The organism is Bacillus sp. T33-2 (assembly GCF_002860205.1).
In the GTDB taxonomy this organism is placed as follows: domain Bacteria; phylum Bacillota; class Bacilli; order Bacillales; family Cytobacillaceae; genus T33-2.
The window spans coordinates 40,904-59,653 of the sequence record NZ_PGVB01000029.1 but is presented as its reverse complement, the minus strand read 5'-3'; the positions used below and the strand labels follow the sequence as shown (position 1 = coordinate 59,653).

Below are 18,750 nucleotides of genomic sequence, written 5' to 3'. Positions count from 1 at the left end.
CTATTATCTATCTTCAATAAGTGTAAAGCAAATCGCTGATTTTGGCAGTTAATAATTTATCGGTAAAATACGCATGCAGCAGTTCATTTTCGTCCAAAGCGGTTTCCATACCGTGATGCTCGACAATGACGGGATGCTTGCAGCCCCTCTGGAATTTCTGCAGCACATTGACCAGTAAATCTTCCTTTGCCACCCTGAGGGGCTTCATTGACCTGAACCCTTCCTGTTTTCCGTAATACCTTTCCATTAAAAAGCGGATAAAAATGTAACGCCGCTGCTTCCATTCAATGTAAAGTGAAACAGCCAGAAAGATCATGATGATCCAGACGTTCAAGGTGAAGGGGGCAGTCAACAATACAATTAATATGAACACCATCAGTGAAACAGCCGAAAATGACAGTGTATGCAGATGGGCTTCTGGAAAAGGTTTATTCAAAGAGAACAGCAGGAACAGGATTTTACCACCGTCGAGTGGCCAGATTGGGAACAGGTTGAAAAGTAGAATCATTAAGTTATATTCAATAAACAATGAATACCAATACTCCGGGAAAAGCCCCGAAAAATAAAGGAAAAGCCCCAATACCATTAACCATACGTGCTGGATTGGCCCGGCAAGTACAACAATTGCCTCTTCAAATAGCGGCCGGTTGCCATGCTCCTCCATTTCAGCCACCCCGCCAAAGGGGAGCAGGCTGATTTTCCTGACTCTCCATGAAAAAAAAGCAGCCGCTGCCGCATGACCCATTTCGTGAATAAAGATAATAAACAGCAGAAGGGATACTTCCACAAAATGGGCAGTGGCAACCGCAACGGCAATCACGGCCCACATGAGGGGATGGATATAGACCAGCTTTAAAAGGTCAAAATATTTATTCAAACCGGATCACCGGAATGGGATCGACAAAATCATCCCCTTTTTTAATGGCAAAATAGAATGCTCCCTTTGTGCCATCTGCGCTTTCGGTCGGGGTGCCAACCTTCCTCCCTTTATCAATGTACTCCATCAGACTGACATCAATCTTGTCCAAGTTCCCGTACCATGATTCACTTTTGTCGGCGTGCTGGATGATCACGGTCTTCCCGAAGCCTTCCTTCACCCCGGCAAAGCTGACGAGCCCTTCATTCATTGCTTCGACAGCGGTGCCTTTGCCTGTCTCTATTGTGATCCGTTGGCCGTTGGCTCCGAAATCTTCAATAATTTTTCCGGAGGCCTCGAGGGCGTACTCAGTCCCTGAAGACTTTTTTTTACTGTTGCTGCTATCTTCTTTAAGCGGCAATAATGCGAGCGGCTTTCCGAATTTCTTCTCGTACCAGTCGGAAACAGCCACAAACCGGAACTCGCTTTCCATCGCGTGCTTTATATAATTTCTCGCCGGTTCAGCCTGCTCTGCCTGGCTCCGGAACAGGACCGCGACGATCAGCACAAGACACGCGGAACATAAAATCTTAAACAGGAATACTTCCTTCCGGAATAAAGGATGGCCACCTTCACCTGGAGTGAACTCATAAGTTGGCAATTTGTCGAAACCGTACCGTTCTTCATCGTCTGCCCACGGGAGACGGTGCTGCGTGACTTTTTGATGGCGCTCCCGGTCTTTCTTTCTCTTCATCATCCTTCTTCTTATATCATCAGCTCTTGACCCCATTTTCACCCCACCATTCTCCATTTGCACAATTTGTACAAGTCTATGAGAATTTAGGTAGGAGTATGACTGGAAACGCAGGACAATCTTGTCTGTGGCGGCGTCAATGATGAATATGCAGTTTTGTGCAAAAAGTAAAAGAGGCTGCCCCAATGGACAACCTCCTGACGATTCTAATCAATCTTTTTGGATGCGGCTATAAAATAAATGAAGAACACACTGCAAATGAATGCAATGAACGCATAACCACCGAAAATATCAAATCTCGCCGATACATAACCAAAGCCCATGCCTGTAACGATCAGCACTGCATTCAGCCCCTAAAGACTGGAACGAATCAATTGTTGCCCGCATCGAAGAATCAATTCGATGATGCAAATATCCGGTTGCCAGAGGCTCAATCATGCCAGAAAATAAAAATATCAGGAGAATGGCCGCCAAACCGGTAAGGTCCCGCATGAAAAATAAATATAGGAATCCTGCAGCAAAAACAGCCGTGGCACCTGACAGCAATGCCCTGTGACTGAACCGTTTTTTCAAAGTGTGTGCAAGTATATTCCCCGGAAGTTTGAGCAACATAACTGCTGCTGAAAATAATCCGAAATTTACGACGGGAATATGCAGTCTGTTTAAATACAGCTGCCAAAACTCATCGATGAAGTTCAAAGCCGCACCTGTAACCATGCCGGAGAGCACCACGAGGGATACACCTGGGTTTTTCCGAAAAAAGTGCAGTGAAGCATTTACATACTCTTTGATTGCTATCGACTTATCGGCTGGATTGCCTCCAACCGGGGTTTCAAGCAGTGTTAACGAAATGCACAACGAAACAAACATGCCGGAAAAGGATATCCAGTAATTCAGCTCAAAACCAAACCTGCCGGCTAAAAGACTCCCACAGATCCCGGCAATTATGGCTGATGTGAAATCAAACGCATTCAGGCTGCCAAGATATTTTTCAAAGTCCTGCTCTTTGCCCTGAAGCAACAAGGAATCATAAAGCAGTGCATTTTCCGCCCCGCTGCATGCAGAACGTCCAATTCCCGCCAGGAAGACAGCACCCGCAAAGTGCCAGAACTCCGTTGCAAACAGTAAAATAAGGAACTCGCAGCAACCCAGCAAAGCCTTTAACACCATCATTTTCTTCCGGCCCCATTTATCGGCGATTATGCCTGTCGGAACCTCAAGCAAAACAATGGTCACCGCATAAATGATTTCTGTGTACACAACCATCTGGATCTGGATGGTCATGCCCCCGCTGCTCCCAAAACAGCCTTTCAACATATGCGGGAATCAGGTTGTGAAAAAACCGGTTGGCATATAGTTTCCAAACGTTTTCCCTGTACACCATGATCTGGCTCCTCTCAGTTTTGATTGAACTTTCGCCAATCAAAATATGGAGGTGCCCGTGGATGGCAGGGTGTTAAGGATTAACAAGGAGGCCTGGCGTATGTCATGTAGAACATCCCCTCTATTTTTAGTTAACCAAATCATAATATAGTGGAAAAAGTTGGTCGATGCGTAATTTTGACGCCATGATTAGTGGTCAGATAGCACAAAGAGCTGTGCCTCTGTTGTGGTTTAAATCTATTCCCATGATGAAGGACTGGTTTCGTCTTTAGCAGGAGTTTTTTCTTTTATAGCCGTTATGAAGGACTGATTTCGGCTCTCACCTGAGGATTCTGTCTTTCACAGGCGTTTTGAAGGACTGATTTTGCCTCTCACAGGGGGGATTGTCCTTCATTACCGTTATGAAGGACTGATTTGGCTCTCATTGGAGAGTATTGTCTTTCATCGCCGTTTTGAAGGACTGATTTTGGCTCTCACTGGAGGATTCTGTCTTTCATAGCTAATATAAAGTATTCTTTATGGGATCGTCATCTATAAGGTTATAGCTATGTCTAGGATTTATTAGCCCATCACCTAGAACCCGGCTAGGTGACCGAACTAGCTCGCCTCAACCTGTTTGTATCACCTAGAACCCATCTAGGTGACCGAACTAGCTCGCCTCAACTTGTTTACGTCACCTAGAACCCATCTAGGTGACCGAACTAGCTCGCCTCAACCTGTTTACGTCACCTAGAACCCGGCTAGATGACCAAAAGAGCTAGCCTCAACCTGTTTGCGTCACCTAAAACCAATCTAGGTGACCGAGCCAGCTTGCCGATACCTGTTTGCGTCACCTAGAATTTGGCTAGATGACCGTATCAGCATTCCTCCTCAAAATAGCGTTACTTAGGAACGGACCCTGATGGTTTGTCAACGAATTGACCTAATCATGGGTTAATAAAAATTCCAGTAACCGGTACTGTGGAATGACGAAAATTTTATACTTTCTATCTTATAAAAATACCCCGGCTGCCGCCAGGGTTCATTCAAAAATTACCGTACACCAAAGAATTTCTTCAGTTTTGAAAATACACCTTTGTTATCAGATTCTAAAGGCTGGAGGGGCACCGACTCGCCAAGGATTCTCCGGGCGATGTTCCGGTAGGCGATGGATGCTCTGCTGTTTGGATTCAGGGCAATCGGTTCGCCATGGTTGGATGCCTTGATGACTTCATCGTCGTCTGCGACTATGCCGATCAGGTCAATCGAGAGATGGGTGGTGATTTCGTCCACGTCCAGCATATCCCCGCTTTTCATCATATGGTTGCGGATCCGGTTTATGATCAGTTTGGGTGCTTCAACATTTTCCTCTTTCTCGAGCAGCCCGATGATCCGGTCAGCATCCCGTACGGCAGAAACCTCGGGGGTTGTCACCACTATTGCCTTATCCGCACCTGCCACGGCATTTTTATAGCCTTGTTCAATTCCAGCCGGACAATCGATTACGATGTAATCATAATCCTGCTTCAATTCAGTGATGAGCTTTTTCATTTGCTCCGGTTTGACAGCGGTTTTATCGCTTGTCTGGGCTGCCGGCAGCAAGTAAAGAAGGTCGTCGAAACGTTTATCCTTTACAAGGGCCTGGTGGATTTTACAACGGCCTTCTACCACGTCGACCAAGTCATAGATGATGCGATTCTCCAGCCCCATTACAACATCTAAATTACGCAGGCCAATATCCGTATCAACCAGGCATACCCTTTTGCCTTGAAGGGCAAGCGCTGTGCCGACATTGGCCGAAGTTGTCGTTTTCCCAACTCCGCCTTTTCCGGATGTGATTACTATCGCCTCTCCCATTTTAGCGTCCTCCTTCCAATCTCGTTAAATCAGGTCTTTGTTGTATCAAAACTTGTAATCTATCAACTACAATTTGCTGGTTTTTAGATATGTATGCACATTCCATCGAACGGCTGTCATCTGATGAATATTGGTCTGGTGCCCGGTTAATGCAATCACTGATCCTCAGCTGGGTAGGTTTCATGACAGATGCTGCAATAACGGCATTTTCGTTGCCATGGCTGCCGGCGTGGGCGGTCCCTTTCAGAGTTCCCATGATAAAGATGTTGCCGCCCGCCTTCACGGTCCCGCCTGGATTAACGTCCCCTATCAACAGCAAGTCTCCCGGGACCTCAAGAACCTGCCCTGACCGGACGATCCTGGCAACAGGCACAATTTCTTTTTCAAGCTGCAGCTTCTCTGCTTCTTTTTTTCTGATAACATCCATTTCAATCTCTTCGACAAAAAGGTTCTTTTTTTGTCGAATTAAATCTTTTATCTCTTCCTGCTGCTTTTCCGTGAGGTACCGGTTTCCGACCTTGACCTTCACTGAAAGGAGCTGGCGGTCTTCCTGGACGCGTAAAGAATTGGATAGCTTTTGGTTGAGCTCGTTTTTTAATTCTTCGTAAGAGCAAGAATCATCGAGATGGAGCGTTAAACCGTTCTTGGTGCCTTTTATTGTCACATTTTGTGTTTTTTTCATACGGATGTTCACCTCAATGGTAAAAGAAATTCGACAGTCCCTGCTGAAATTCCTTTATTGACTTTGCAACTAACACAGATATTTTATCAATCATTTCGCAATGCTTCCGCAAACTTTTCAAACTGCCTCTTTAACGGGAACACCGCGATGATGATAAATGCCAGGTTCAAAATTAATGTTGGGAACAGCCGAATTGTTGCAAAGGTTTTAAAATCCAAATCCGTCACATTGATCAGATAGTTCATTTCATATACTGCCACTTCAAGAAGGGCAATGACGAATAAGGAAATGACAGACACAATCAGGATGTTCACCTGGAGAATCTTCATGATCCTTGCAAAAATATAAGACATTAACGGAAAGACGAACAAGTAAATCCCGATTACTTCTGTATATACGATATCAAAAAGCAAGCCGAAGACAAAAGCATAGATGATTCCATGTTTAAAGCTGCCGTAGATGGTCAATAAAAGAAGCCCCGCCATCAAAAAATGCGGAACGAGGATCCGGTCGCTGTTAAATAGTTCTGCAGGGAGCAGTTCGACGAACAAGCTTTCCAGTATGAATAAGAAACCGAACAGGACTGGCAAAAGGAACCGGTTCACAGTCCCCCCTCCCCTGCGTTCTCTATGTTGGGACCCGGCATTTGCCTTTTCACTACCATTACATGCTCGATATCATAAAAATCGGCTCCAGGTTGCACGTAGGCTGTCTGGTTGAGCCCATATTCATCAGGTACCGTTTTGACTACTGTTCCTACCGGCAGGTCTTTCGGGAAAACGCCGCCAAGGCCTGATGTAACGACATTTTGGCCTTTTGTCACTTTTACGTCGTAAGGAATGCCTTTTAGCAGAAGCAATTCGTCATTTTTATCAAAGCCTTCGATCGTTCCGAAATGGCGCTCTTCAGGTGTTTCACCCTGAATCACTGCAGAAATCCTGTTTTTCGGATCCATCGAGCTTAACAATTGGACAGTGGCGGTGAAAGTCGTCGCACTTTTCACTTTTCCAATCAACCCCCCAGGGGTCATGACAGCCATATTTTGTTTAACGCCGTTAGACTTTCCTTTGTTAATGATAAGGAGCTCATGCCAATGGTCAGGGCTTCGGCCAATTACAGTTGCCTGTTTTGGCTCATAATCTGCCAGCGATTCTTTTACATCTAATATTTCCTGTAGTTCCTTGTTGTCTTTTTCTAAAGAATGGACCCTGGCTTCGAGTCTCGCGATATCGTCGAGACGTTTCTTCAATTCTTTGTTTTCGTCATATGTATTTTGCAAGTCTTGAAGGTTTTCAACAAAGCCGGCAATATAACGGGCAGGCCTGGAGACAAGGGATTGGACCCAGCCTGCAGTATCCTTCACAAACTGCTCCGGCCAGGTCAACTGCTCCCGCTCCCTTAATGAAAAACCAATCAATGCCACGAGGATAATAATGCTGACAAGCAAAATAATCAGGCGTTTATTAAGGAAAAACTGTGGCATGATTTACACCTCTGATTATTATTGATTTCCTATTTATTGCGGATCACTTTCCGCTGGTAAACGGCATCCTTTATTTCGGATCAATTCTTCCGCTTTTTTATTGGGATTCTTTTCGTTTATTTGCGGATTAGTTTCCGTTCATTTAACGGGATTCTTTTGCCTTGTTTTTGAATAAGTCAATATGCTCCAATGCTTTGCCTGTTCCGATCGCGACGCAGTCAAGCGGATCTTCAGCAATGAGCACAGGCATTTTCGTTTCATCGCTGATCACCTTGTCCAAATTCCGTAGAAGGGCGCCACCACCAGTCAGCACAATGCCCCGGTCCATAATATCGGACGCAAGCTCAGGCGGGGTTTTTTCCAGCGTCAGTTTGACAGCATCGACAATGGCATAAACAGTATCGTGCAACGCAGCGGCAATTTCCTCCGGAGTGATTTCAATCGTCTTCGGCAAGCCTGTAAGAAGGTCCCGTCCACGGATCTCCATGTTTTCGATGCCTTCAGGGTTGCCGGCAGAGCCGATCTCCACCTTTATGGATTCAGCTGTACGCTCACCGATCATCAGGTTGTAATTTTTCCGGATATAATTAATGATTGCGTCATCCATTTCATCACCGGCAATCCGGATAGACTGTGACGTTACAATCCCGCCAAGGGAAATGATCGCCACTTCAGTCGTGCCTCCGCCGATGTCAACAACCATGCTGCCAGTAGGCTCCCATACCGGGAGGTTCGCGCCGATCGCTGCGGCGAAAGGTTCTTCAATCGGGAAAGCATCCCTTGCACCTGCCTGGCGGGTAGCATCAATTACTGCCCGTTCTTCAACAGCTGTAATCCCCGATGGCACACAAACCATTACGTATGGCTTCCCCGAGAAGAAGCCTTTGTTTTTTGTGGCCTGTTTAATATAGTATTTCATCATTGTTGCCGTTGTCTCATAATCAGCGATGACCCCATCCCTCATGGGTCTCAAGGCTACAACATTGCCAGGTGTACGGCCAATCATATTCTTGGCGTCATTTCCCACTGCCACAATGTTTTTTGTATCTGTTTGCATTGCCACAACTGATGGCTCGCGCAAAACGATTCCTTTTCCTTTTACATATACAAGGGTATTAGCAGTCCCCAAATCGATTCCCAGGTCTCTTGTTCCAATTCCAAACATGATTGTATCTCCCTTTCATAACAAAAATGCAATTAAAGAACAGGCAATATATTTACAGTCAATTAATTGAGGTTTAGGTTAAATATATTTTGCGGATTGTTAGTCCATCCTCCAAAAACCATAAATTATATTATATCCCAACGTCAAATAAAATCCTAGTGTCATACATACCCTTTTTCCTTTAAACTAACAAATTTATTTTCTCCAATAATAAGATGGTCAAGCAATTCAATGCCAACAATTTTTCCGCACTCCGACAGCCTTTTTGTCACCTCGATATCTTCCCTGCTTGGAGTAGGGTCCCCGCTCGGATGATTATGGAGGCATATGACAGAAGCTGCTGACCGCCTCACTGCTTCCCTGAAAACTTCCCGTGGGTGGACAATCGACGCGTTCAGGCTCCCGATAAAGATTGTCTGGCGATGGAGCACCTGGTTTTTGGTGTTTAAGTACAGGCAGACAAAATGCTCCTGTGTCAGAAATCTCATTTCGTTCATCATATACTTGGCCCCGTCTTCAGGAGAGCGGATAACGTATCGTTCCTCAAGCGTATGCCCGGCAATCCTCCTGCCGATTTCGACGGCGGCCAGAATATGGACTGCTTTTGCAGTTCCAATTCCCTTTATGGCAATCAGTTCCTCCAGGGTCGCATCCTTTAACAGCCTCAAGCCTTCAAACTCGGTCAGAAGCCGGCTGGCAAGCTGGAGCACAGATTCCTGCTTTGTGCCCGTTCCAAGCAGGAGGGCAAGCAATTCCTGGTTGGACAGGCTTTGCGGCCCGTTTTGGACGAAACGTTCTCTCGGGCGCTCGGTTTGCGGATAATCGCGAATCATCAATGTTTCGGTTTTCAAAAACATTCCTCCCTATCATCTGGTGACGGGGAGCCAAAAGAGAAGCCGAAGCTGTCACGGTTTGGTCAATATGGAAGAGGGAGGCCTGCCCGGCGCAATTCCCGGACGGTCCTTGACACAGGGAGTCCGACAACCGTGAAGTAATCGCCGGATATTCGCTTGACGAGCATGCTGCCAAACCCCTGTATGCCATAACCCCCTGCCTTATCGAAAGGTTCACCGCTTTTTATGTACGTGTTGATCTCATCGTCAGTTAACTCCCAGAACGTCACTTCGGTTTTTTCGTAAAAATTGACTTTTTTCTCTGGGGCAACGATTGAAACTCCGGTGTAAACAGAATGTGTCTTACCTGAGAGCATTTTTAGCATTTCGAACGCTTCCTGACTGCCTGCCGGTTTTCCAAGTATGGTTCCCTCAATTACTACGACAGTGTCGGAACCGAGCACGTAGTCATCAGGGAAGTGTCGGGCCACTGAGCTCGCTTTTCTAAACGCCAGCGCCATTACCGCTTCCTCGGGGCTCAGGCCGGGATCGAAGCTCTCATCTGCATTGCTGCCGGAAATTTCAAACGTTAAGTGGAGGTTTTCAAGAAGTTCTTTTCGCCGTGGAGAAGAAGAGGCTAATATCAGGCGCTGCATAACATCACCTTTCTTTAATAAATTGCATCTAGGGAGATACAAACTAATCGTAACAAAATTCGGGCTTTCAAACAATTTTTAGCTGGAAATTATGCCGAAAAAAATCAGGGCCTGTCGAAAACTGCGACAGGCCCTGCTAATTTATGCTATATCCCAGAAAATATTCCTGCTACCGTGCGGCTTTTTTAGGTCCCACCTATTATTTCCCCAATGTCTGGTAAGATGCCAGCACAGACAGCAGTTCATTTTGCATCTCTGCGTTCTTCCCCTCGTCCTTTGTTTTCTGATAGGAAAGGAAAGAGGCTGAGGCTTGCTGGAGACTGGACTTAATTGTTTTTAATTCCTTGTGCGAAATATTTTTATCAGGAATCTTATTCAGATTGGCCTGCAGGTCAGCTACTTTTTTGCCAGCTTCTTCAGATCCTGCTCCTGACAGGAGAGCAAACATTTCAGGGGTGGTTTCGACTATCTTTTGCTCGTCCTTTTTTAGCCCGGAAAGACTGGCACTTCCTATTTCCAGCGGCTTCGCAAATACATCGATTCCTTTGCTTTTCAGGTCGGTTGAAAGCTGTTTCGCTCGTTGAAGTGAATCAGCGGCAGCCAACAAAAGGGCAAACTTGCCATTAGAAGGGAACACCTTTACTGGAATCCCTTTTGCTTCTATCGTTTTGGCGATATCATTCGCTCCGTCTTCTGTCGTATAGACTCCGCCCTGTACGACATAGGTGGAGATTGGCTTTAGGGGCGCAGTCCCCGTTACCGCCGCAGTGTTTCCGCCAGCTTCTTCTTCAGTCTTCTCCAGGACTGGCGTTTCCGGCTTGTTCTGGACTTCAGGCGCTGCCTCGGAAGTCACCAGCTTCAGTATGATAAACCCGATGCTTGTCCCTAATATTACTGCAAAAAGAACGGTCAGGAAGATCCTTGAAAATACCTCATTTTGCTTGCTGCTTTTATTCAGGGCGGGCAGACGGACACCATTCTTTTGATGTTTTTTCGGTTCAACAGCGGCCTTGGTTTCTTTCAAGCCATCTGAAGGCACAATATCCGGCAGGATCCAGTCAAAGCTCTCCTCCTCCTGTGCGGCTGCAGTTTGCCAAGATGCAACCCGTTGCTCAGGCAGGCGCTGCTGCTTCTTTTTCCGGGGCTTTTTATTTTCCTGCTGGACATTTTTAAAATGATGGTCCTTTCCATTGATCTTTATCGTAACCGTTTTTCCGGGCTTGTCCAATGTCAGTCCCCCTTTCATTTGGGCATCAAGTTTGTTTCATCCTATCATAGGGGCAAAAAAAAATAACAAGACTTTTGTCGTCTTGTTATTGGAGACTTTCAACAAATTTTTTAGTAGATTACTGCGGGTTTTCCTGTTCTGCGAGTTCTTCAACAGGATCAATAAATGATCCGAACGGGTTTAATTTATTTGCAGGTTCAGGACCTTCCAGTGTAGGCTTGCTGCTTTCCAAGCCGTCAAGCTCGGGCATATAATACGCTGATACTGTCAGCTTAAACGTAACCGGCTGTTCGTCTTCCGCAAGGGCTGTGACTTCATCCGGACCATTAAATTCAATCGATTCTACCGTCACTATCCGTTTCAGGTTTTCGAGCATTTCGATGAACTGTTCAACATCTGCATAGTTTTCCGACCTGACTGTAAGCAATACAGATGTCTTCTTTACGCCTTCAGGCATCTTCAAACCATTGTCATTCTGTTCAGCTATTTCGCTGCTCCCATTATTTTGTTCAGGCTGGGTATTTTCACCGCTTGGGTTGGCAGTCTGGGTTCCTGCCGATTCCGTTTCCTGAGAATCTGAATCAGGCTGCGTGCTTTCTTCCACTAATTCTCCCTCTCCGAACTCCATCGAGGAAATGAAGCTGCCTGACACCACCTCAGCCTTTTCCAGATCGAGGACCAGCTGTTCAACCATGGGATCAACAGGAAGAATCTTTTGCAGTTCCGCTGTGCTGCTCAGTTCTGTTTCTTTTTTTGGCGATAACTGTTTGCCTACTGATGCGAGCAGCTTCGACTCCATCTTTAGCTGGCTTTCTTTTTGCTCGATGCTCTGTTTCGCTGGTTTTATATAAAAAAACTGGGCAGCAGCATAGACGAGCAACGCAAGCAGGACGGACACAGCTAATATGATAATTTCTTTCTTTTCTAAACGGAGGTTCATGATCCTTCCCCTCCTTTTGCGATGTTCCCATTGTTAGTAAAATACCCAGGAGCCAGATCGATTACATATTCAGCTGTATATCGAGGCAAAAATGTCCCGTCTGACTCGCCATTTTTCTCAGTTTCAGCCTTCTCTTCTTCACCCTGTGCTGTGATTGAAAGAAGATCGGCATTTTCCACCCATTCGGACTCTTTAAGAGAATTTAAGTAATAGGCCGCATCACGTGTAGTGTCAAACTGGAGTCTAATATTCACAGTCCCGGGATTTGCGTATTGAAAGAATTGAATGAACCCGCGTTCTGGGAGCAGTGAGATAATATTGCGCAATATTGGTACAGTTTCGACCGGATACTGCTGTGCCCATTCTGCTGCTTTTTGCAATTCGGCAGCAGAGCTTAATGATTCATTATCTGCCAGTTTTTTCTGTTGGGCCATGTTGAGCTTTTGTACAGTGGCAAGCTCCTTGTCAACCGCTCCGATCTGTTTTTCATAGGTATTTGCCTGCCAATATATAAGTGCGGCTAAAGCCGCAAAAACTATAAATATAATAATGCTGATCAATAACACAGAGGAGTGTTTTGGTTCTTTTTTAGGCAATAGATTAATTTCAACCAGCATGATTACACCTCTTTCAAACCAAGTCCCAGTGGCAGATGGAATGCTCTCGGCAGCTCCACACCGCTCCCCGTTGGCATGCTGGTTTCCAGCATATCGACCGGGAGGTCAAAACGCTCGTTCATTTCCCCAAAAATCCTGTCCAGCATCGGATGGTCCCCATTCAGTAAAATCCTTGTTACTTCCTTTTTCCCCTGGGTCAGGGTATAACGGTAGAAATCCATTAATTTGTTGATTTCCTTGTAGATATCCTCAAAGTGGAATATTAATTCATTCATTTCCCCGTAAAAAGTGAGCTCCTGAGTTCCTGACGTGCCAAGGCTTACATCCCAGTCTTTGCTTAATTCAACCGGAATATGGCGCATGAAGACGGGGATGTTGCCTTCAAAAATGCACATGCTTACGAGCCGGAGGTCGAATTGGATCGACAACAGCCGCTCATTCGGTTTTGCCATGCCGCTTTGGTGATAGAGACGGTAGATCGCCAGCGGTGAAATGTCAGCCGCCAACGGCTTAAGCCTCACCGTTTTAAACAGGTCGGAATACTCCATCACATACTTCTCAGGAGCAGCGAACAGCAGTATTTCTTTCTTACCGTTTCCCAGGCTAAGTGACACCGTATCAAAGACAGGCTCATCAAATGGCAGATGAATGCTTGAACCCAGTTCCAGGTATAGATAACCATGTATTTCATCCTCTTTCACATCTTCAGGTATCGATACCTTCCGGATGATTACGAGCGAATCTGGAACAGTAAAGCGTACCTCTCTTTTAGCGATCTTCCAGTCATCAATGCACTCGTCAAGAATATTGGCTAAAGTATCAAAATCCTGGATTTTTCCGTCAGAGATGATGCCAGCGGGCAGGAACCGCTCCCCAAAATGAAGCGGGACCGGAGGGTTCTTTTGCTTCATTTCGACATACCGGATGGAGTGGTCATTGATTACTATATTAATAACTCTGCTTCTTCCGGAAAAGAGAGATAACGCCATTTTAAAAACCCCTTCAAATCAAAATCCGAATGATAATAAATTCAGGTATGCTTCAACAATATCATGTCCAAAGAAATAGGCGGTTAACGTGCCGAGTGCAATGAATGGCCCAAACGGCATCGGCTCCTTCCTTTTCACGAAACCAAGCATGAGGCCAATAATCCCGAAAAAGGCGCCGTAAAACGTAGAAAAAAAGAATGAGAGAAGCATCGTTTTGAGTCCCAAAGCAAAGCCAATGACAGCGAACATCTTGATATCGCCCCCACCCATGCCGCCGCGGCTGATGATGCTAATCAATAAAAGGAGGAAAAATCCCGCCGCAGCACCGGTGAGGGAATCCCACCACGGCGAAAGAGGAATGAAAATCCGCTCTACTAGAAATATCCCCGCAAACACGACCAGAACTTTATCAGGGATAATCATATAAGCAAAATCTGAAACCGTAATAATCATGAAAAGCGAAATTAGCGTTAGGGCGATAATGAGCTCATTGTTCCAGCCCACTAAAAACGGTGCTGCTGCAAACAGTATTCCGGTCAACAGCTCAAAAATAGGATAAACGGGCGAAATGCGCGCCTGGCAGCTGCGGCATTTCCCCCTTTGGATGAAATATGATAAAACTGGTATCAGCTCTATAGCTGTCAATTGGTGCCCGCAGTTTGGACAAGACGAACGGGGAGCCACAATTGATTTGCCTTCCGGAACACGGAGGCCGACTACGTTGAAGAAGGAGCCGAAGATTAGACCATAAAGAAACAATAGTGTGTAAACCAAATTCTACCTCGAATTAATTGTTTGTATTTTCTTCTTCATCTTCTTCTGGGGCAGGTTTAGGGATAATCGGTTCACCTTCATTAGCTGGGTTGTTTATGTCTTCTTTTGTTGCGTTCTGAAAGTCGATTGCCTCTCCACCTTTTGAATTTGAGCCCTCCCCATCCAATTGCATTACATTATCGGTGTTTAGTGTCACAGTGTACGTTCCAAAAGAAGAAACACTATCAATGTAATCTGGTTCTAAATGAGTATCAGTAATACCACCTGTAGGCATTTCATTTTCTATTAAATACAACCTAGCTGCATCTAGTATTTGAAGTGCATCAGCTTTTATAGCATCCTCTCTTGATTTAGCAATCACATTACCAATACTCGGCACCGCAATCGCCGCAATAATCCCCAAAATAACAATGACAGCCAACAACTCAACAAGCGTCAAACCTCTTTGATCTTTTAACTTTTTCTTCAGTGCTTTAAACATTTTTCCTCTCTCCTTTTTAGTAAATTTTACCCAAGACAAAAGAAATATGTATCCACAAATATTATAATTGATAGATACATAAAATAGTATCAGATTTTATAAGACTTTGTAACTTTTTGTAAAAACTAGTTTACATGCTTGAAAATTTCAAACATCGGTACCATGATGGAGGTGACGATTGTTCCGACCAGGCCGGCGAGAAACACGATCATGAGTGGTTCTATCAGGGATTTCAGCTGGTCGGTGCTGTTTTCGACTTCTTTTTCATAGAAATCAGCAACTTTTCCGAGCATTGCATCCAGTGATCCTGTCTCTTCGCCAATGGCAATCATTTGGGTCACGAGCGGCGGAAACGCCCAGTGCTGGCGCATTGGGCATGTCAAAGATTGTCCTTTTTCAAGGGCATCGCGCGAATCGCGGAGAACCCTTGCAATCACTTCGTTTTCAACAACATTTTCGACGATTGACAATGCCTGCAGAATCGGGACGGAACTTGTGAATAAAGAACTCAGAGTCCTGGTCATCCGGGCGAGGACTGCTTTTTGCAGCAGTTTCCCGAAAATCGGCATGCGAAGGGTGGCGACATCCAGGTAGTACTTTGCCTGTTTGTTTTTTCTCAGTGCAAGTATGCTTGCGATTAATCCAAATATGACGAGGACAACGAGCCACCAGAATGATTGCATAAATTCACTCGCGCCAAGTACAAATTTTGTAATCCCCGGCAGCTCGCCCCCAAAATCGGCAAACATATCTACAAAGGTTGGCACGACGGACACGAGCAGGAAAATCACGACGCAAATAGCGATGACACCGATTACGGCAGGGTAGCTTAACGCAGCTATCACTTTTTGCCGGGTGTTGTGCTGCTTTTCAAAATGCTCGGCAAGCCGTTCAAGTGTCTCGTCCATATTTCCGCCGGCTTCCCCTGCCCTGACCATGTTGATATACATGGAAGAAAAAATCTTTTTATGCTTTAAAGCTGCCTCAGAAAGCGGATTTCCTTCACGGAGCTCCTGCTCGATATCCAGCAGGGCTTTGCGGAGCGGCTTGCTGTCAGTCTGGGCGGCAAGTATCCTTGTTGAGTCAACAACCGAAACCCCAGCCTTCAGCAGCGTCGCAAATTGCCGCAAATAGATGACAAGATGCTGGAGCTTGACTGGATTGCCAAATGAAATTTCCCTGGTCAACAAGGTTTCTGGAAGTTCACTGATCTCTGTCGTCCTGACGCCTTCTTCACGCAGCTTTTCAAGAGCTTCCCGCTTTGATGACGCGGTTATGATCCCTGACTTTTTTCCTTTACGGTCTCTCCCTGAATACTTGAATCGCGCCATTAGCCCAGCTTCTCCTGCATATAGGGTTCAGCCGCTTCTTTCGGTATGATGCCTTGCTGGACCAGTTCTTTAATGTTCATCTCGAGAGTGTGCATTCCGGATGATCTTGACGTTTGCATGATGCTGACAATCTGGTGGATTTTTTCATTGCGGATCAGGTTGGCAACGGCTGAATTGTTGATCAGGATTTCTGTTGCAGCCGTCCGCCCTGTTTTATCTAAGGTTGGGAATAGCCGCTGAGAAATGACAGAGACAAGGACCGACGCAAGCTGGATCCGGATCTGTGCCTGCTGGGCAGGCTGGAATACGTCAATGATCCTGTTGATCGTTGCCGGGGCGCTTGCGGTGTGAAGCGTCCCGAAGACAAGATGCCCGGTTTCTGCCGCTGTTATCGCTGTCTGGATCGTTTCATGGTCACGCATTTCCCCGACAAGGATGACGTCAGGGTCCTGGCGGAGAGCCGCGCGCAGGCCATTCGCAAAATTGTTCGTATCAAACCCGACTTCCCGTTGGTCAATGATTGAGTTGCCATGCTTGTGAAGGTATTCAATCGGATCTTCAAGCGTGATGATATGTTTTCTCATCGTCTCGTTCATGTATTGGATCATGGCTGCCAGTGTTGTAGACTTTCCGCTTCCGGTCGGTCCAGTGACAAGGACAAGACCCTGGGGCTTTTCAGCAATCTTTTTCAGTGACTCGGGCAGTTCAAGCTCTTCTATTGATGGAATTCTTGTCGGAACGATCCGGAAGGCCATCGATATACAGCCTCTCTGATGGTATGTATTGACCCTGAACCTTGAAATGCCCGGCAGTCCGTACGAAAAATCGAGTTCACCATTGTCCTTGAAGCGTTCCCACATGTTTTCGGGGATGATTGCCCTGGCCATGCCTTCTGTATCTTCTGGTTTAATCGGGTCTTTTCCATATCTCTTCAGCTCCCCGTTTATCCTCATCACAGGCGGAACCCCTACCGTGATATGGATATCTGATGCTTTCAGTTCGAATCCGGCGCGCAATAAATGCTCAATTTTCTCTTTCACTTTCCCGCCCCACCTATTCTGTAATGGCCACTCTCAACACTTCTTCCGTTGTGGTCATACCTTGTTTAACTTTTAACAAACCATCATCAATCAGGAAAATCGTCTTATTTTTTACGGCAATTTCACGAAGTCGTGCCACCGATTCTTCGTTCATGATGGCACGCCGCAGTTCCTCATTGACTGAGAGCACCTCGTGGATCGCAATCCTGCCCCGGTAGCCTGACATATTGCACGATGCGCAGCCTCTTCCGCGCCACACCTGCTCCACCTGCATTCCTCTTTTAGCAAAAATATCGATTTCCCGTTTTGTCGGTGAATGTGATTCGGCACAGTCTCGGCATACTTTCCTGACAAGCCGCTGGGCAACAACTCCGCTTAACGATGAAGCTACAAGGAATGGTTCGACCCCCATGTCAATCATCCTTGTAACAGAGCTGAGGGCATCGTTTGTATGCAGGGTGCTCAACACAAGATGTCCGGTTAGAGAAGCCCTGACTGCGACTTCAACTGTTTCCCGGTCGCGGACTTCCCCAACCATGATGATGTTTGGGTCCTGGCGGAGGATGGACCGGAGACCTGCCGCAAATGTCATGCCAACATTCGGATTAACCTGGATCTGGTTGATGCCTTCAAGCTGGTACTCAACCGGGTCTTCTATTGTGATGATGTTGACTTCCTCATTGTTGAGCTTGTTCAAGGCCGCGTAAAGGGTGGACGACTTCCCTGAACCCGTAGGGCCCGTAATAAAAACGATACCGTTTGGCTTGGAAATCATATGCGTGAATCTTGCCAAGTTCAGCTTATTCAACCCAAGCTTATTGATGTCATTCAAGGTGCTGCCCATATCGAGGATCCGCATAACGATTTTTTCCCCAAACACTGTCGGCAGTGTCGATACCCGCAGGTCCACTGGATGGAAATCAAGATTCGCTTTAAAACGGCCGTCCTGAGGCATGCGATTTTCGGTTATGTCCAGATTAGCCATGATTTTTATCCTGGCCGTAAGAACACTCTGCATATGTTTGGGCAGAATCCTCTCCACCCGGAGTATGCCATCTATCCGGTAGCGGATGACGACTTTTGTTTCCTGCGGGTCGATATGGATATCACTTGCCTTTGCTGTTGCAGCATTTGACAGAAGCTGGTTGACGAGCCGCACAATCGGTGAATCAGCCTCAGTAATTTTTTCTTCTATCACCGGTTCCAGCCCTGGAAGATCGGCACCGATCAGCTCCTCAAAGCCTTCATCGATATCGTAATACTTATTGATCGCCCTGATAATGTCATCTTTGGTGGCGATAGCCGTTTCAATCAAAAATCCGGTAGAAAGGCGAAGGTCGTCAACCGTGAAAAAGTCCATCGGGTCAGCCATGGCGACAAACAGCCTGTCCCCTTCCTTTTTCAACGGAATGACGAGATTGCGCTTTGCGGTTTCTTTCGGCACAAGCGAAAACAAAGATGTATCAAACGGGTATCGGTAAAGGCTGATATGAGGGATGCCGAGCTGGAATTCCAGAACCTCAATCAGCTGCTGCTCAGTAATGAGGCCCCGCTGCAAAAGTGCATCGCCCAGCTTTTGGGATGCTGACTTTTCTTTTAATGTGGCCTGCAGCTGATCTTCAGTGATCAGTCCGGCGCCTACCAATAAATCCCCAAGGCGTTGCCGAGTGTGTTTCATTTTTCATCACCGCCATTTTTTATA

19 protein-coding genes are annotated in these 18,750 nt (G+C 46.1%); all 19 read right to left on the bottom strand.

Features of this window, described 5'->3' with window-relative positions:
• Positions 1-13: 13 nt before the first annotated feature.
• The 19 genes from CVD19_RS18465 to CVD19_RS18375 all read right to left on the bottom strand — a co-directional run bounded on the left by CVD19_RS18465 (position 14) and on the right by CVD19_RS18375 (position 18,726).
• Positions 14-877 (bottom strand): M50 family metallopeptidase, encoded by an 864-nt coding sequence (locus CVD19_RS18465; RefSeq protein WP_101584282.1) that lies wholly within the window; start codon positions 875-877, stop codon positions 14-16.
• Positions 870-1,646: a M23 family metallopeptidase gene (locus tag CVD19_RS18460; protein WP_101584521.1), complete on the bottom strand. Its 777-nt coding sequence runs from the start codon at positions 1,644-1,646 to the stop codon at positions 870-872. The genes CVD19_RS18465 and CVD19_RS18460 overlap by 8 nt, the downstream gene beginning before the upstream one ends.
• 255 nt (positions 1,647-1,901) lie before the next feature.
• Positions 1,902-2,894: an MFS transporter gene (locus tag CVD19_RS18455; RefSeq protein ID WP_257985191.1), complete on the bottom strand. Its 993-nt coding sequence runs from the start codon at positions 2,892-2,894 to the stop codon at positions 1,902-1,904.
• Positions 2,895-4,025: 1,131 nt separating this feature from the next.
• Complete coding sequence (minD, locus tag CVD19_RS18450; protein WP_101584281.1) at positions 4,026-4,829, bottom strand: septum site-determining protein MinD; 804 nt, start codon at positions 4,827-4,829, stop codon at positions 4,026-4,028.
• 1 nt (position 4,830) lies between these two features.
• Positions 4,831-5,511 carry a septum site-determining protein MinC gene (gene minC, locus CVD19_RS18445; protein WP_101584280.1) on the bottom strand — a complete coding sequence of 227 codons (681 nt, stop codon included), beginning with the start codon at positions 5,509-5,511 and terminating at the stop codon, positions 4,831-4,833.
• A gap of 86 nt (positions 5,512-5,597) precedes the next feature.
• Positions 5,598-6,116 carry a rod shape-determining protein MreD gene (gene mreD / locus CVD19_RS18440; protein WP_101584279.1) on the bottom strand — a complete coding sequence of 173 codons (519 nt, stop codon included), beginning with the start codon at positions 6,114-6,116 and terminating at the stop codon, positions 5,598-5,600.
• Positions 6,113-6,994, bottom strand: a complete 882-nt coding sequence (mreC, locus tag CVD19_RS18435) for a rod shape-determining protein MreC (RefSeq protein WP_101584278.1) — start codon at positions 6,992-6,994, stop codon at positions 6,113-6,115. The genes mreD and mreC overlap by 4 nt, the downstream gene beginning before the upstream one ends.
• A gap of 142 nt (positions 6,995-7,136) precedes the next feature.
• A complete protein-coding gene (locus tag CVD19_RS18430) occupies positions 7,137-8,159 on the bottom strand; it encodes a rod shape-determining protein (RefSeq protein ID WP_101584275.1) in 1,023 nt (340 codons plus the stop codon).
• A 161-nt stretch (positions 8,160-8,320) separates the two neighbouring features.
• On the bottom strand, positions 8,321-9,010 hold the full coding sequence (gene radC, locus CVD19_RS18425) for a RadC family protein (protein WP_101584273.1): 690 nt from the start codon (positions 9,008-9,010) through the stop codon (positions 8,321-8,323).
• 65 nt (positions 9,011-9,075) lie between these two features.
• Positions 9,076-9,648: a Maf family protein gene (locus CVD19_RS18420; RefSeq protein ID WP_101584271.1), complete on the bottom strand. Its 573-nt coding sequence runs from the start codon at positions 9,646-9,648 to the stop codon at positions 9,076-9,078.
• Positions 9,649-9,847: 199 nt separating this feature from the next.
• Positions 9,848-10,876: an SPOR domain-containing protein gene (locus CVD19_RS18415; RefSeq protein ID WP_101584270.1), complete on the bottom strand. Its 1,029-nt coding sequence runs from the start codon at positions 10,874-10,876 to the stop codon at positions 9,848-9,850.
• 118 nt (positions 10,877-10,994) lie between these two features.
• Complete coding sequence (locus CVD19_RS18410) at positions 10,995-11,816, bottom strand: hypothetical protein (RefSeq protein ID WP_101584269.1); 822 nt, start codon at positions 11,814-11,816, stop codon at positions 10,995-10,997.
• The gene (locus CVD19_RS18405) at positions 11,813-12,433 is read right to left on the bottom strand and encodes a PilN domain-containing protein (RefSeq protein ID WP_101584265.1); all 621 of its coding nucleotides are present in this window, start codon (positions 12,431-12,433) and stop codon (positions 11,813-11,815) included. The genes CVD19_RS18410 and CVD19_RS18405 overlap by 4 nt, the downstream gene beginning before the upstream one ends.
• 2 nt (positions 12,434-12,435) lie before the next feature.
• The gene (gene pilM / locus CVD19_RS18400) at positions 12,436-13,422 is read right to left on the bottom strand and encodes a type IV pilus biogenesis protein PilM (protein ID WP_101584258.1); all 987 of its coding nucleotides are present in this window, start codon (positions 13,420-13,422) and stop codon (positions 12,436-12,438) included.
• Between the two features lie 18 nt (positions 13,423-13,440).
• Complete coding sequence (locus CVD19_RS18395) at positions 13,441-14,196, bottom strand: prepilin peptidase (protein ID WP_101584256.1); 756 nt, start codon at positions 14,194-14,196, stop codon at positions 13,441-13,443.
• Positions 14,197-14,209: 13 nt separating this feature from the next.
• The gene (locus CVD19_RS18390) at positions 14,210-14,677 is read right to left on the bottom strand and encodes a type IV pilin protein (RefSeq protein ID WP_101584255.1); all 468 of its coding nucleotides are present in this window, start codon (positions 14,675-14,677) and stop codon (positions 14,210-14,212) included.
• A gap of 125 nt (positions 14,678-14,802) precedes the next feature.
• Positions 14,803-16,008, bottom strand: a complete 1,206-nt coding sequence (locus CVD19_RS18385; RefSeq protein WP_101584249.1) for a type II secretion system F family protein — start codon at positions 16,006-16,008, stop codon at positions 14,803-14,805.
• Positions 16,008-17,048 (bottom strand): type IV pilus twitching motility protein PilT, encoded by a 1,041-nt coding sequence (locus CVD19_RS18380; RefSeq protein ID WP_101584247.1) that lies wholly within the window; start codon positions 17,046-17,048, stop codon positions 16,008-16,010. Before CVD19_RS18380 ends, CVD19_RS18385 begins: the two co-directional genes overlap by 1 nt.
• A 13-nt stretch (positions 17,049-17,061) precedes the next feature.
• On the bottom strand, positions 17,062-18,726 hold the full coding sequence (locus tag CVD19_RS18375) for a GspE/PulE family protein (protein WP_101584245.1): 1,665 nt from the start codon (positions 18,724-18,726) through the stop codon (positions 17,062-17,064).
• Positions 18,727-18,750: the final 24 nt, after the last annotated feature.